A 13334-nucleotide genomic window follows, 5' to 3' on the forward strand; every position below is an offset into this window, starting at 1 on the left:
TTTTAATTGTCAAGAGGATGGAACGAAAAATATCTATATCATGTATGTTGAAAAAGAAGATTACACCATATATAGTAGTGGTATAGTAAAAGTGTACAGACATTCGTGCATTTTAGAAAGTAAGGAGGGGATTCGATGATACCGATCATTTTTGATTCTATGACGGGCAACGTGAAGCGTTTTGCGGAAAAAATCCCGTTTGACCGGGTGTACAGTCTGAATGAAGCGGAACAAATCGATGAACCGTTTATCCTTATCACCTATACGAAGGGATTTGGAAATATCCCGGAATCCACCGAAACATTTCTCGAAGAACATGCAGAGCAGCTTCTTGCTGTAGCATCGAGTGGAAACAAAGTATGGGGAGACAATTTCGCCAAAAGCGCCAATCAGATTGCAGTGAACTACAACGTTCCCATACTCCATAAATTCGAACTGAGCGGAACAAAAAACGATGTGTCCATTTTCGCAGAGGAGGCGATGAAAGTTGCAACAAACACAAACCACCGACTGGATCCAGTTAAACAATGAGATTATGTTCCAAAAGGACGGGTCCTTTCAATTTGAAAAAGACAAAGAAGCCGTTTATCAATACTTTATTCAATACGTCAATCAGCACACTGTTTTCTTTCATGATCTGAAAGAAAAGCTCGACTACCTGCTCGAAAATGACTTTTATGAAAAAGAATTCCTCGAGGCGTATTCATTTGAAGAAATTGAGCGCGTCTACAACCTGTGCTATGAAAAGAAATTCCGTTTTCCGTCATTCATGAGCGCGTTTAAATTTTATAATGATTATGCGCTGAAAACCAATGATCAGAAAATGATCCTTGAGCGCTTTGAAGACCGGGTGGCTGTTGTGGCCCTTTATTTCGGCAATGGAAACGCAGAGAAAGCTGAGCAGTTTGCAGAAATGATGATGAGCCAGGATTATCAGCCGAGCACCCCGACGTTCCTGAATGCCGGCAGAAAACGGCGCGGAGAATTAGTCAGCTGCTTCCTGCTGGAAGTAAACGACTCTTTAAATGATATCTCCCGGGCTGTCGATATTTCCATGCAGCTGTCCAAGGTAGGCGGCGGTGTGTCACTGAACTTATCGAAGCTCCGGGCAAAGGGCGAAGCCATTAAGGATGTGGAAAACGCGACAAAAGGTGTCGTCGGCGTAATGAAGCTGCTCGACAATGCTTTTCGTTATGCAGATCAGATGGGGCAGCGCCAGGGCTCCGGCGCGGCGTATTTAAATATTTTTCACCGGGATATTCACGACTTCCTGGATTCAAAGAAAATTTCGGCCGATGAAGACGTGCGTGTTAAAACCTTATCAATCGGAGTCGTGATTCCGGATAAATTCGTTGAACTCGCCCGCCAGGATAAAGATATGTATCTGTTCTATCCGCACACAGTGTACCGGGCGTACGGTGAACATCTTGATGAAATGGATATGAGCGAAATGTACGACAAGCTCGTCGAGGACGACCGCGTGAAAAAAGACAAGGTCAATGCCCGCCGCATGCTTGAAAAGCTGGCGATTCTCCGGTCCGAATCCGGATACCCTTACCTGATGTTCCAGGATAACGTCAACCGGGCGCACGCGCTGAATAACGTGTCCAAAGTAAAATTCTCCAACCTTTGCTCTGAAGTCCTCCAGGCGTCTGAGGTATCAAGCTATACGGATTACGGCGAGGAAGATGAAGTCGGCCTCGATATTTCCTGCAACCTTGGTTCGTTGAACATTGCCAATGTTATGAAGCACAAAACGATCAAGGATACAGTAAAGCTCGCCACTGATTCTCTGACACACGTAGCGACGCATACCAATATTACGAATGCTCCGGCTGTACGCCGCGGCAACCAGATGATGAAATCGATTGGCCTCGGCGCGATGAACCTGCACGGCTTTCTGGCGCAGAACCATATCGCCTACGAAAGTGAGGAAGCACGGGAATTCGCTGATTTCTTCTTTATGGCTGTGAACTTCTATTCCATTCAGCGTTCGATGGAGCTTGCAAAAGAAACAGGAGAGACGTTCTACGGCTTCGAAGGATCCAGCTATGCTGACGGCTCCTACTTTGATAAGTATTTGAACCGTCCTTACCTCCCGTCCTCTGCTAAAATTGCGGACCTGTTTGAAGGCATGGCCCTGCCGGATGCTGAAGACTGGGAAGAGCTGATGAAGCAGGTGCAGACGCACGGATTGTTCCACAGCTACCGCCTGGCAATCGCACCAACCGGCTCCATTTCCTATGTACAGTCGGCTACTGCTTCTGTTATGCCGATTATGGAGCGGATTGAAGAACGGACGTACGGCAACTCGAAAACGTATTACCCGATGCCGGGCCTTGCGCCGGATAATTGGTTCTACTACAAAGCGGCATATGACATGGATATGTTCAACGTTGTGGATATGATCGCAGCTATCCAGGAGCACATCGATCAGGGCATCAGCTTCACTCTCTTTGTGCGTGACACCATCACCACGAGAGACCTGAACCGAATTGATCTCTATGCCCACCATAAAGGTATCAAGACGATTTACTATGCGCGGACAAAAGACACAGGACAGGACGACTGCCTCTCCTGCGTCGTGTAAAGAAAGGAGCATCACCCCATGAATCAAATATTTGACGCAGCCGACTGGTCAAAACAAGACGACGATTTTACGCAGATGTTTTACAGCCAGAACGTAAAACAGTTCTGGCTTCCAGAGGAAATATCACTCAACGGGGATCTGCTCACGTGGAAATATTTATCCGATGAAGAAAAAGACACGTATATGAAAGTACTCGCCGGTTTGACCCTGCTCGATACAGAGCAGGGAAATGTCGGCATGCCAAAGGTTGCTGAGCAGGTGGAAGGCCACCAGCGCAAAGCGGTATTAAACTTTATGGCAATGATGGAAAACGCGGTGCACGCAAAATCCTATTCGAACATTTTCATGACACTTGCTTCTACAGAAGTAATCAATGAGCTGTTTGAATGGGTGAAGGAAAATCCGCACCTGCAGAAAAAAGCTACCCGTATTGTCGAGCAGTACAATAAAATCGAAGACGGGGACGAAATTTCCCTGTACAAAGCGATGGTAGCTTCTGTTTATCTTGAAAGCTTTCTGTTCTACAGCGGCTTTTATTATCCGCTTTATTTCTACGGCCAGGGCAAGCTCATGCAGAGCGGGGAAATCATTAACCTGATTATCCGTGACGAAGCGATCCACGGGGTATACGTTGGTCTTCTGGCACAGGAAATTTACAAGCGCCAGACACCGGAAAAGCAGGAAGAGCTGCGGGAATTTGCCCACGACCTCCTCATGGAGCTGTATGAAAATGAACTGCTTTACACCGAACAGCTGTATGATCCGGTAGGACTGACCTCTGATGTGAAAAAGTTCCTTCGGTACAATGCGAACAAAGCATTGATGAACTTAGGCCTGGATGCGTATTTTGAAGAGGAAGAAATTAACCCGATTGTATTAAACGGCATGGATACAAAAACAAAATCCCATGATTTCTTCTCGATGAAAGGAAACGGCTACAAAAAAGCAACAGTGGAGCCGGTCCGGGACGAAGATTTCATTTTCGACTAACAAAAAAGCCGGGCCTGCGCCTGGCTTTTTTAATGTGTATATAAAAAATTTCCGCTATAATTATAATAAAGTACAGATGAACATCACAAAGAGGTGAAAAGTATGGGTAAAATGGATGAAATGATTGTAGTAGCACCAAGAGAGCAGGTATTTGCATGCGAAGCCCGGGCATTTCACGGGGTGCAGGACGAGCAGGACCAAATTCAGGAAATTATTGGAACGATTGCGGATACATATACGGAAAAAAGGCGGGGAGACGCCGAAGAAGACCCTTCCTGGAAACAGCCGATTCCCTATGTAGTCATTCGAAGGGGAGAACAATTATTCGCATACGAACGGCTTGCAGGCGGAGGAGAAGGAAGGCTGCATAATAAACTGTCCCTCGGGTTTGGAGGGCATATGAATGCTGAATCCGGCGTTTCGACATTTCAGGAGCTGCTGCACACAAATGCTGACCGTGAGCTGGAAGAAGAACTTCATATTTCTTCTATGGAAGGAGCGGAAATGCAGGCGCTTGGATTGATTAATGATGACGATAACGCCGTCGGTGAAGTGCATCTCGGCATTCTATATACTTTTATTCTTCCGGAGCACGTGGACGTACAGGTCAAAGAAACGGAGCAGATCCGCGGCTTCTGGACAAGCGTGGATGAACTGTCCCAGCCGGATACATATGAGCGGCTTGAGACATGGTCCCAATTTGTTGTAGATATCCTGGATAAATAACAAGAAGCTGTTTCCTTTGCCGGAAACAGCTTCTTGTTTATCTATCCTTTAACTGCTGCAGGGCATCGAGGCCTATCGTCACTGCTTCACTCATGGATTCGCCGCCGCCAAAAGCTGCCGCTACACCCATATACTCTTTGATTTCATCCTCAGAACATCCATGATGGAGACACTGGTCCATATGGTAAACAATGCATGTAGTATCACCCTGATGAACGCCAATAGCAAGAGCTGTCAAATGCTTCTGAGCGGTCGAAACTTCTCCGCCTTCAAAAGCACTCGACGTAAAGCGGTTGTAATTTTTTGCGATTTCCTGATACGATTCACTGAATTGCTCTATGCCGCGGCGGTATTCGCTTAATATTTCTTTGGCATCAATAACTGCCATAATGTTCACCCCTTTTTAGTATGCTGAAGGGAACATTCCCGCTTCTGGCAATTTCAAACAAAGCACGGCATGGGCTGCCCGGAAAATTAAAAAACTGCCGGAGTCCCGGCAGTTTTTCTTTAGTAATATTTGGAGAAAAAGTCGCTTACCTGACCCGGGGTTTTAGCATCTGCGCTATGCAAATGGCCTATTTTTTCCCCGTTCTGGAATACAAGAATACTCGGTATGCCCATTACTTCCTGTTCGCTTGTAATGTCTGGCAGCTGTTCGGTGTCAATTTTATGAAATGGCACGCTGTCAAAACGGTTCAGTACATCGTCTATAAACATATCGAGTTTCCGGCAGTCCGGACACCAGCCTGCTGAAAATTCTACCGCTACCGGTGTTTCTGTTTGTATTGTTTCCTCAAAAGAATTTTTAGATTCAATGCGGTTATTCGTAGTCATTATTTATTCGCTCCTTTCATGCTGTTCTCTATTGTAACAAAGGCATAAAAATGTGCAAAAAAACGAGAAGAATAATGTTTCGACTGGAAATCCCTGTTAGAATAAACATATACATAATCAGCAGCATATTCATTTTTTTCGGGAGGAGGGGGACTGCAATGCGGCTTTTCAACAGGATGGCAGCGTGCGCAGCAGCAGGCATGCTGCTGCTTGCATCGGCCTGTGGAAATGAGGCAGAGGGAGCAGAACAATGGATCACGGAGCTTGAAAGCAACGGGCTTTCTATGCAGGAGACAGAAGAAAGCCCTGCGGCCCCGGTATCCATAGATCACGAAAGCGAAATGTGGGAGGAAGACAGCACGAATACAAAAGTAGCGGTTTATGAGTTCGATTCCCGGGATGCGGCTGTACAGGCAGAGGAGCAGTTCCAGCAGGAAGTGACTGAAAACGGAGGATGGGAAAATGTTTCCTACCGGACGGCCGTTTCAGGATCCATGTTTTTATACGCCTACAATGAAGATTCCTATGCTTTTTCAGCATTCATGGACAAAGTAACACTCCCGTCTTAACGAGAATATGAAACGCCGGTTCTGCCTTTCAGGCAGGCCGGCTTTTTCGTTTATGAAAAATTTAGGAAAAAAAGCAAAAGGTACATTGACATTTAGAACCGGGGTGATAGAATAAAAAATGTAATTGATAATGAATATCATTAATAATTAGACGCAGAACGATGCAATTGTTCTTGGAAATGAAGTGTTTACAGATGAAATGGTGGTACTTACTCGTTCTTCTCGTTCTTCTTTCGGCCGGTTCCCTGTTTATCGGCGTCCAGACGGTGTCGGTTCAGGGGCTGATGGCAGGAAACGAAGACGAATGGCGTACATTGACATCGAGCCGTATACCACGGCTCCTCAGTATTATTATGGCCGGCATGGGGATGGCCATCTGTGGGTTAATCATGCAGCAGCTGAGCCGGAACCGGTTTGTTTCTCCTACTACAGCCGGTACGATGGACTCGGCCCGGTTTGGCATTTTAGTGGCCATGATCTGGTTTGGCGGAGCCACGCCGCTGCTCCGGACCGGCGTAGCTTTTTTATTCGCACTTCTCGGTACGTTTATTTTTATGACAATTCTGGAGCGCGTGAAATTTAAAGATCCCATATTTATTCCATTGGTGGGATTAATGTTTGGGAGTGTTGTAGGCTCCGTCACAACGTTTTTTGCCTTAAGGTATGACGTTGTCCAGAACATGTCAGCCTGGCTACAGGGAGATTTTTCATTAATTGTGAATGGGCAATATGAGCTCCTGTATGTCAGCCTGCCACTTATTTTCATAGCTTACATATTTGCCGGACGATTTACGATCGCCGGCATGGGAGAAGAATTTGCGGTGAACCTGGGGCTGAATTACCGTACAGTCGTCAATCTTGGCATTACCATTGTCGCCGCTGTGACGGCCGTCGTTATATTAACAGTGGGGACCATCCCTTTTTTAGGCCTGGTGGTACCGAATATTGTTGCTATCTACCTGGGGGACAATCTGCAGAAAACGCTGATTCATACCGCACTGCTTGGCGCGGTGTTTGTGCTAGTCTGTGATATTTTTGGGCGGCTGATCGTTTTTCCGTATGAAGTGCCTATCGGTTTAACCGTAGGTGTCCTGGGCAGTTTCTTGTTCCTCTATATGCTGATGAGGAGGAAGAAATATGCGTTTTAATTGGAAGATCATAGGACTGGCTGTTTTGTCGCTTGTTCTCGCCGTCATCTTTATGTTTACAGACGCTGGAGGTAACTGGGATTACGTCCTGGAGCACCGGGCAGAGAAGCTTCTTGCTATGGTTATGACCGGCGGTGCGATTGCTTTTTCCACTGTTATTTTTCAAACGATTACGAATAACCGGATTTTAACACCTAGTATTATAGGTCTCGATTCATTGTATATTTTGCTGCAGACAGCACTCGTGTTCTTTTTCGGTTCCACGTCGGCGGTTGTAGTTAACGGTCCGTTGAACTTTTTCGTATCGCTTGCCTTGATGCTCGGGTTTGCCGTCATTCTTTACTACTTTTTATTTCAGGGGGAGCAGCAGGATATTTTCTTTCTGCTGCTCGTCGGAATTGTCTGCGGAACATTGTTCAGCAGCATTTCAACATTTTTACAGGTCCTCATATCACCAGATGAATTTTTAACGATTCAGGACAATATGTTTGCAAGCTTTAACAATGTGAATACAAATATTCTCGGTATTTCTGCAGCGGCTTTTGTACTGCTGTTTATCTACTCCCTGTCTTTCATGAAATATTTAAATGTTCTCTCCCTTGGGAAGGACCAGGCGGTTAACCTGGGAGTGCCGTATCAATACGTGGTAAAGCGTCTGCTTATCATTGTAGTTATGTTTATTTCCATTGCAACCGCGCTCGTCGGGCCTATTACGTTTTTAGGCCTGCTCGTGGCAAACGTTGCTTACGAGCTGATGAAGGATTACCGGCACAGCGTGCTGCTTGCGGCTGCTGCGCTTGCGGCTGTGGCATTTCTTATCGGCGGACAGCTGCTCGTCGAGAGGGTGCTTGGCTTCAACACAGCGATCAGCGTCATTGTGAATTTTATCGGAGGCATTTACTTTATCTATCTGTTATTAAGGGGGAATAAAGCATGGTCCAGGTAATGAATGTAACAAAAAAATACGATGAAACGCCGGTCGTAGACGACGTTTCCGTAACGATTAAGCAGGGGCAGATCACCTCATTTATCGGTCCGAATGGGGCGGGAAAAAGTACGCTGCTTGCCATGATCAGCCGTTTGATCGCGAAGGACGAAGGCGAAGTGAAAATCGGGGACAAGGACATTACGAAAACAAAAAGCCGGGAGCTGGCAAAGAAACTGGCGATCTTAAAGCAGTCCAACGAAATGAACGCCCGGCTTACCGTCCGTGAATTAATCTCCTTCGGCCGTTTTCCTTATTCGCAGGGACGTTTGAGCGCAGAAGACTGGAAATATGTGGATCAGGCAATTGATTACATGGAGCTTGAAACGATGCAGGACTCCTTTATTCATCAGCTGAGCGGCGGCCAGCGGCAGCGGGCCTTCATTGCAATGGTTATTGCTCAGGACACCGACTACATTCTGCTCGATGAGCCGCTGAACAATCTGGATATGAAGCACTCGGTGCAAATCATGAAGGTGCTGCGCCGTTTAGTTAAAGACATGGGCAAAACCGTGCTTCTGGTTATTCATGATATTAATTTTGCTTCCTGTTACTCCGATGACATCGTCGCTTTAAAAAATGGGCATATCGTAGCTCAGGGCACCACCGAAGAGATGATGGCATCAGAAGTGCTGACAGATATCTATGAAATGGATATGCCGATCTGTCGTATTAACGATCAGAAAATCTGTGTTTACTTTACATAAACACTGCCACCGGCCCGTTGATACGGCGAAAGAGTAACAAAAGGAGGGAGCACCAGCGCATCAGGGCTTGGAAAATAAAATAACTTATCCAGGGGGAATAGAAAAATGAAAAAGAACAAATGGATGCTTGCGTCAACTGCAGTATTGGGAACAGCACTTATTGCTGCATGCGGAGCTGATAATTCAGGGTCATCAACTGCAGAAGGTGAAAACAGCAGTGCTTCAAATGAGGAAGACACCAGTGAAGAAAAGGGGAAGGAAAGCAGCGGGGAAGTGACGGTGGAACACGAGCTGGGTGAAACAACAGTACCGGAAAACCCTGAAAATGTCGTCGTGTTTAACTATGAAATGCTTGAGACGCTGGATGAGCTTAATGTAGACGTGGACGGCGTGGCCCAGGAGTCGCTTCCTTCGTACCTGGATGATTACAGCAGCGATGAATATGAAAATATCGGTAGCCTGAAAGAGCCGGATTTTGAAGCAATTAACGCAATGGAGCCGGATGTTATTATCATTTCAGGGCGCCAGAGTGATGCCTATGAGGAACTGAGCGAGATTGCTCCGACTGTTTATACAGCAGTGGATACAGAAAATTATATGGAATCCTTTGACAGCAACATGGAAATGATCGGAGAGATTTTCCAGAAGGAAGAGCAGATGCAGGAAAAAGTAGACGAGCTTCATACCCGCATTGAAGATTTAAACGAAAAGGCTGAAGATGCCGGAGAGTCGCTGGTGACGCTTGTAAACGACGGTTCCTTGAGTGTTTATGGCGAAGGCTCCCGCTTCGGGCTGATCCATGACGTGTTTGGCGTGCCGGCAGCGGATGAAAATATCGAAGCATCTACACACGGACAGAGTGCTTCCTATGAATACTTAGCGGAAGAAGATCCAGAACACCTCTTCGTCATAGACCGCAGTGCGGTAGTCAGTGAAGGCGGGGAAGAGCAGTCAGCTGCGGAAACTCTCGATAATGACATTGTGAATGAAACACAGGCAGCGCAGAACGATGACATTCATTATCTGGACCCGGAATACTGGTATCTTTCCGGCGGCGGTCTGCAGTCGATGGATAAAATGATTACAGAAATAGAAGAAGCCGTGGCTTCGTCCGAAGAATAATAAAAAATAGTCACGTGCCTGAGGGCATGTGACTATTTTTTGCTTACAGCGATAATCAAAAGAGCAATGGAAATAATCAAAAATGCAGTGAAAGAAAGAAGAGGAATAGTAATAAACCCGAACCACTGCGCTGATTGATCGGAGCAGGAAACCGCACCGGTGCATTCCGTGGCCTGCTGCAGCACGGGAAGCTTTTGGTAAAGGTAATGATAGCCTGCAAGCAGCATGCCAGGAACAGCAAGAGGTAGCGCATACCATATGACCTGCCGCTCCCCGCGGAAGACAGCCACGCCCAAAATAACTGCGAGCGGGTACATAAGAATGCGCTGATACCAGCAAAGCTCACACGGCGTGTAGCCTAAAATTTCGCTGAACGATAAGCTGCCGAGCGTAGCGGTAATGGCCATCAGCCAGGCCGCACTTAACCAACGATCCATAGGCGTTACTCCCCTGCCTCTTCTTCAATCATATCGAGCAGCTCCTGATAGCTGTCACCTTCAAATAGTTCTCCATTCACAAATACGGAAGGGGTGCTGTTTACACCAAGATCTTCGGCCATAGAACGGTCATTCTCCACGTTTTCTTCATAGGTGCCGTTTTCAAAAGCTTCAATCACGGTGTTTACTTCCTCTTCGGAAGCTGTTGTCTGCAGCAGCTCCGCTAAACGTTCCTGGGTAAAGTAATCGCCGCCTTCATTCTGCGGCTGGTTGGCGAAAAGTGTATCGTGAAAGCTCCAGAAGGCTTCATCCCCGAGTTCGCCATAAACGGCTTCGCTGAATTCTGCCGCTGTAGTGGAATCTTCACTTAGAAATGGGTAATGAACGTAATGGAAAGCGGCATCGCCGGATTCAATAAACTGGGACTCGATTTCAGGAACGACCGATTCGTGAAAATCTTTGCACGCAGGGCACTTATAATCCCCGAATTCAACGACTGTTACCGGGGCATCCTCGTCCCCCTTGAGGGGCTGGCCGCTTGTATCAAGACTTTCTCCGCTGCTCCCGCCGGAATTGTCACTGCTTCCGCCGCCGAAGTTGCCGACAAGAATGATAGCGAGCAAAATCACAGCTATAACGGCTACAATGGCTGCGAATGTACGGCCGGAACTGGGCCTTGGTTTTTTAGACATAGGAAACTCCTTTCGTGGCTATGCTATGTATGTAGTGCTCAATACCTTCATAATTTACCATAAATTGTTGGAAACTCAAGAGTCTTCAAAAAAATGCTGAAAAGAAAGAGAACTGCCCGAAAAGGCAGCTCTCCGTAGTATTGCTTATAAATCTGCGTCGGTAACGGCGCCTTTGGCACTTGAAGAAACGAGTTTAGCGTACTTGGCCAGCGCTCCGCGTTTTTCCGGAAGATCCGGCGCCTGCCAGGCGTTCCGGCGTTTTTCAAACTCTTCATCGGAAATATGGAGGTTGATCTCCTGCGTGTCGCTGTCAATAGAGATGGTGTCCCCGTTTTCAAGCAGACCGATCGGACCGCCAACACTTGCTTCAGGCGCAACGTGCCCGATAACAAAACCGTGTGAGCCGCCGGAAAAACGACCGTCGGTCATAAGAGCCACTTTACCGCCGAGACCGCGTCCTACAATCATGGAAGTAACAGAAAGCATCTCCGGCATACCCGGGCCGCCCTGTGGGCCGACGTAACGGATAACGAGCACGTCTCCTTCGACGATATCCCCGTCCATGATAGCCTTTGTAGCTGATTCTTCGCTGTTAAAGACTTTTACCGTGCCTTCGAACCGGCTGATCTTCTGACCGGACAGCTTGATTACGGAGCCTTCCGGTGCGACGTTTCCTTTTAAAACGACAAGCGGACCGGTCTTTTTAAATGGTTCAGCGATAGGACGGATAATTTCCTGACCTTCCTTGAGGGACGGCACAGCATCAAGGTTTTCTGCAAGCGTCTTGCTGGTTACCGTGAGGCATTCACCGTGCAGGAGCCCCTCCTCATGGAGAAGCTTCATGACTGCCGGCACGCCGCCGATTTCATAAAGGTCCTGCATCACATATTTGCCGCTCGGCTTCAGGTCGGCAATATGAGGGACATTCTGGCGGACTCGTTCAAAGTCGTCATAAGACAGGTCCACGTCTGCCGAATGAGCAATCGCAAGAAGGTGTAAAAATGCATTGGTGGAACCACCAAGCGCCATAACAACCGTAATGGCGTTTTCAAACGCTTTTTTCGTCATAATATCCTTTGGAAGAATGTTATTTTCAAGCAGTTCGATGGTTAATTCCCCGGCCTGTCTGCATTCGGTTTCTTTGTATTCGTAAATCGCAGGCGTGGAGGAAGAACCGGGGATGCTCATGCCAAGCGCTTCTACGGCAGCAGCCATCGTATTGGCTGTGTACATCCCTCCGCAGGCACCAGCACCCGGGCACGCATTGCACTCTACCTGATGAAGCTCTTCATCGCTGATCTGACCAGTCTGGTGCTGGCCGACAGCCTCAAAGGACGAAACAATATCAATATCTTTACCGTTTAGTTTACCTGGCTGAATAGTTCCGCCGTAAACGTAAACGGAAGGAATGTTCATGCGGGCCAGAGAAATGACGCAGCCAGGCGTCGTTTTATCACAGCCGCCGATGGCGACGACCCCGTCGAGACGCTCCGCATTGGTAACAGTTTCAATCGAGTCCGCAATAATTTCACGGCTTGGAAGGGAGTAATGCATGCCTTCATGGCCCATTGCGATTCCGTCAGATACGGTAATTGTGTTGAAAATAAGCGGTGCACCACCGTTGGTGGACGCTCCCTGCTTTGCGTGGCGTGCAAGATTATCGATATGTACGTTACAAGGAGTAACCTCGCTCCACGTACTTGCAATGCCTATCATCGGTTTTTTAAAGTCGTCGTCTGTAAATCCAACGGCCCTGAGCATTGCCCGGTTCGGCGCCCGGTTGGCTCCCTCGCTGATGGCTTTACTGCGGTTTCGTAAATCTTTTTCTGTGTTTCCCATCGCTATGACCCTCTCTCATGAAGTTTCGTCGCAGACAATGTGCATGACGGTTCGCGTGCTCCATACGCAGCACGGGTATTTTTCTATGCATATACAAATGTCTATCTAACAAGGACTATCCACTATCATACTAGGAATAGATGATTGTTTCAACGTAACAGCGGTGGTGAATAAAAGTTATTTCTGACAAATGAAAAAATTAGTATGGGAGATAACTTTACAGACGGATGGGAAAAGGAAAAGGAATTTATTATGATATAGATAACCTATCTCTACTCATGAGAGAAAATGGAGGGAATAACGATGAAAGAACCAGTTGTATGGGCTGTGGCAATGTTGGTTGCGTTTCTCGCTCTGTTTTTAACGGGGACTCTGCAGCTGCAGGGATTCGAAAGTGTTATTATTCAAATGATTGGTTTCAGCGGCATGGTGTTTGCGCTTTTATACAGTGTACTGCTTACACAGAAATCAAACGACGAAAAGGATCAGACATTCAAACGGTGATTGAAGACCGACATTATAATGAAAAAAGCATCCGGGAAGAAAAACCGGATGCTTTTTGTATCTTATTTTGCAGAAGTGGAAGTTTTGTGTGAAAGACGATCCGAGCTTGGCTTGATCGCGGAAGTATCCTGGCGGTTGGCCAGAAATTCCGGACGCGGCTCCTGGCCGCTGAACGGATCGACGAGCTTGTT

The 13334-nt window shown here is 47.1% G+C and carries 15 protein-coding genes; 10 read left to right on the forward strand and 5 right to left on the reverse strand.

All coding sequences use genetic code 11. The features are described from left to right. The first annotated feature begins 135 nt into the window (after positions 1–135). The 4 genes from nrdI (at position 136) to ACTRXH_RS15005 (ending at position 4306) form a co-directional block, all read left to right on the forward strand. Positions 136–531: a class Ib ribonucleoside-diphosphate reductase assembly flavoprotein NrdI gene (gene nrdI / locus ACTRXH_RS14990; protein WP_474282821.1), complete on the forward strand. Its 396-nt coding sequence runs from the start codon at positions 136–138 to the stop codon at positions 529–531. A gap of 4 nt (positions 532–535) precedes the next feature. Continuing rightward, a complete protein-coding gene (gene nrdE / locus ACTRXH_RS14995; RefSeq protein WP_474282838.1) occupies positions 536–2590 on the forward strand; it encodes a class 1b ribonucleoside-diphosphate reductase subunit alpha in 2055 nt (684 codons plus the stop codon). Positions 2591–2608: 18 nt separating this feature from the next. Beyond that, the gene (gene nrdF, locus ACTRXH_RS15000; RefSeq protein WP_474263014.1) at positions 2609–3580 is read left to right on the forward strand and encodes a class 1b ribonucleoside-diphosphate reductase subunit beta; all 972 of its coding nucleotides are present in this window, start codon (positions 2609–2611) and stop codon (positions 3578–3580) included. Positions 3581–3682: 102 nt separating this feature from the next. Then, entirely contained in the window at positions 3683–4306 is a 624-nt protein-coding gene (locus ACTRXH_RS15005) for a hypothetical protein (RefSeq protein ID WP_474282823.1), read from the forward strand. A 37-nt stretch (positions 4307–4343) separates the two neighbouring features. On the opposite strand, the gene ACTRXH_RS15010 is transcribed toward ACTRXH_RS15005, so the two are convergent. Together ACTRXH_RS15010 and ACTRXH_RS15015 are read right to left on the reverse strand one after the other, a co-directional pair. Further along, a complete protein-coding gene (locus ACTRXH_RS15010; protein WP_474263009.1) occupies positions 4344–4694 on the reverse strand; it encodes a carboxymuconolactone decarboxylase family protein in 351 nt (116 codons plus the stop codon). A 119-nt stretch (positions 4695–4813) separates the two neighbouring features. After that, positions 4814–5140 carry a thioredoxin family protein gene (locus ACTRXH_RS15015; protein ID WP_474282825.1) on the reverse strand — a complete coding sequence of 109 codons (327 nt, stop codon included), beginning with the start codon at positions 5138–5140 and terminating at the stop codon, positions 4814–4816. A 158-nt stretch (positions 5141–5298) separates the two neighbouring features. On the opposite strand from ACTRXH_RS15015, the gene ACTRXH_RS15020 reads away from it, so the two are divergent. The 5 genes from ACTRXH_RS15020 (at position 5299) to ACTRXH_RS15040 (ending at position 9671) form a co-directional block, all read left to right on the forward strand. After that, a complete protein-coding gene (locus ACTRXH_RS15020; RefSeq protein ID WP_474282827.1) occupies positions 5299–5709 on the forward strand; it encodes a hypothetical protein in 411 nt (136 codons plus the stop codon). Between the two features lie 194 nt (positions 5710–5903). Next, positions 5904–6857, forward strand: a complete 954-nt coding sequence (locus ACTRXH_RS15025; RefSeq protein ID WP_474282829.1) for an ABC transporter permease — start codon at positions 5904–5906, stop codon at positions 6855–6857. Continuing rightward, positions 6847–7803, forward strand: coding sequence for an iron chelate uptake ABC transporter family permease subunit (locus tag ACTRXH_RS15030; RefSeq protein ID WP_474282831.1), 957 nt, complete (start codon positions 6847–6849; stop codon positions 7801–7803). The genes ACTRXH_RS15025 and ACTRXH_RS15030 overlap by 11 nt, the downstream gene beginning before the upstream one ends. Next, positions 7791–8549, forward strand: a complete 759-nt coding sequence (locus tag ACTRXH_RS15035) for an iron ABC transporter ATP-binding protein (RefSeq protein WP_474264240.1) — start codon at positions 7791–7793, stop codon at positions 8547–8549. The genes ACTRXH_RS15030 and ACTRXH_RS15035 overlap by 13 nt, the downstream gene beginning before the upstream one ends. A gap of 105 nt (positions 8550–8654) precedes the next feature. Next, entirely contained in the window at positions 8655–9671 is a 1017-nt protein-coding gene (locus tag ACTRXH_RS15040; RefSeq protein WP_474282832.1) for a siderophore ABC transporter substrate-binding protein, read from the forward strand. A 32-nt stretch (positions 9672–9703) separates the two neighbouring features. On the opposite strand, the gene ACTRXH_RS15045 is transcribed toward ACTRXH_RS15040, so the two are convergent. From ACTRXH_RS15045 to ilvD, 3 genes are all read right to left on the reverse strand, one after another. Next, positions 9704–10108 (reverse strand): disulfide oxidoreductase, encoded by a 405-nt coding sequence (locus ACTRXH_RS15045; RefSeq protein ID WP_474282834.1) that lies wholly within the window; start codon positions 10106–10108, stop codon positions 9704–9706. 5 nt (positions 10109–10113) lie between these two features. Beyond that, on the reverse strand, positions 10114–10800 hold the full coding sequence (locus tag ACTRXH_RS15050; protein ID WP_474282836.1) for a DsbA family protein: 687 nt from the start codon (positions 10798–10800) through the stop codon (positions 10114–10116). Positions 10801–10944: 144 nt separating this feature from the next. Then, positions 10945–12639 (reverse strand): dihydroxy-acid dehydratase, encoded by a 1695-nt coding sequence (gene ilvD, locus ACTRXH_RS15055; RefSeq protein ID WP_474264248.1) that lies wholly within the window; start codon positions 12637–12639, stop codon positions 10945–10947. 303 nt (positions 12640–12942) lie between these two features. Here ilvD and ACTRXH_RS15060 point away from each other — a divergent pair, with 303 nt between their 5' ends. Further along, positions 12943–13143 (forward strand): hypothetical protein, encoded by a 201-nt coding sequence (locus tag ACTRXH_RS15060; protein WP_474264250.1) that lies wholly within the window; start codon positions 12943–12945, stop codon positions 13141–13143. Positions 13144–13334: the final 191 nt, after the last annotated feature.

It is taken from the genome of Marinococcus sp. LNHM5E3-2.1, assembly GCF_056034365.1.

Bases quoted from the DNA above. Each gene is read 5' to 3' on its own strand.
- nrdI (WP_474282821.1), top strand. From the start codon at position 136: ATGATACCGATCATTTTTGATTCTATGACGGGCAACGTGAAGCGTTTT.
- nrdE (WP_474282838.1), top strand. From the start codon at position 536: ATGTTCCAAAAGGACGGGTCCTTTCAATTTGAAAAAGACAAAGAAGCC.
- nrdF (WP_474263014.1), top strand. From the start codon at position 2,609: ATGAATCAAATATTTGACGCAGCCGACTGGTCAAAACAAGACGACGAT.
- ACTRXH_RS15005 (WP_474282823.1), top strand. From the start codon at position 3,683: ATGGGTAAAATGGATGAAATGATTGTAGTAGCACCAAGAGAGCAGGTA.
- ACTRXH_RS15010 (WP_474263009.1), bottom strand. From the start codon at position 4,694: ATGGCAGTTATTGATGCCAAAGAAATATTAAGCGAATACCGCCGCGGC.
- ACTRXH_RS15015 (WP_474282825.1), bottom strand. From the start codon at position 5,140: ATGACTACGAATAACCGCATTGAATCTAAAAATTCTTTTGAGGAAACA.
- ACTRXH_RS15020 (WP_474282827.1), top strand. From the start codon at position 5,299: ATGCGGCTTTTCAACAGGATGGCAGCGTGCGCAGCAGCAGGCATGCTG.
- ACTRXH_RS15025 (WP_474282829.1), top strand. From the start codon at position 5,904: ATGAAATGGTGGTACTTACTCGTTCTTCTCGTTCTTCTTTCGGCCGGT.
- ACTRXH_RS15030 (WP_474282831.1), top strand. From the start codon at position 6,847: ATGCGTTTTAATTGGAAGATCATAGGACTGGCTGTTTTGTCGCTTGTT.
- ACTRXH_RS15035 (WP_474264240.1), top strand. From the start codon at position 7,791: ATGGTCCAGGTAATGAATGTAACAAAAAAATACGATGAAACGCCGGTC.
- ACTRXH_RS15040 (WP_474282832.1), top strand. From the start codon at position 8,655: ATGAAAAAGAACAAATGGATGCTTGCGTCAACTGCAGTATTGGGAACA.
- ACTRXH_RS15045 (WP_474282834.1), bottom strand. From the start codon at position 10,108: ATGGATCGTTGGTTAAGTGCGGCCTGGCTGATGGCCATTACCGCTACG.
- ACTRXH_RS15050 (WP_474282836.1), bottom strand. From the start codon at position 10,800: ATGTCTAAAAAACCAAGGCCCAGTTCCGGCCGTACATTCGCAGCCATT.
- ilvD (WP_474264248.1), bottom strand. From the start codon at position 12,639: ATGGGAAACACAGAAAAAGATTTACGAAACCGCAGTAAAGCCATCAGC.
- ACTRXH_RS15060 (WP_474264250.1), top strand. From the start codon at position 12,943: ATGAAAGAACCAGTTGTATGGGCTGTGGCAATGTTGGTTGCGTTTCTC.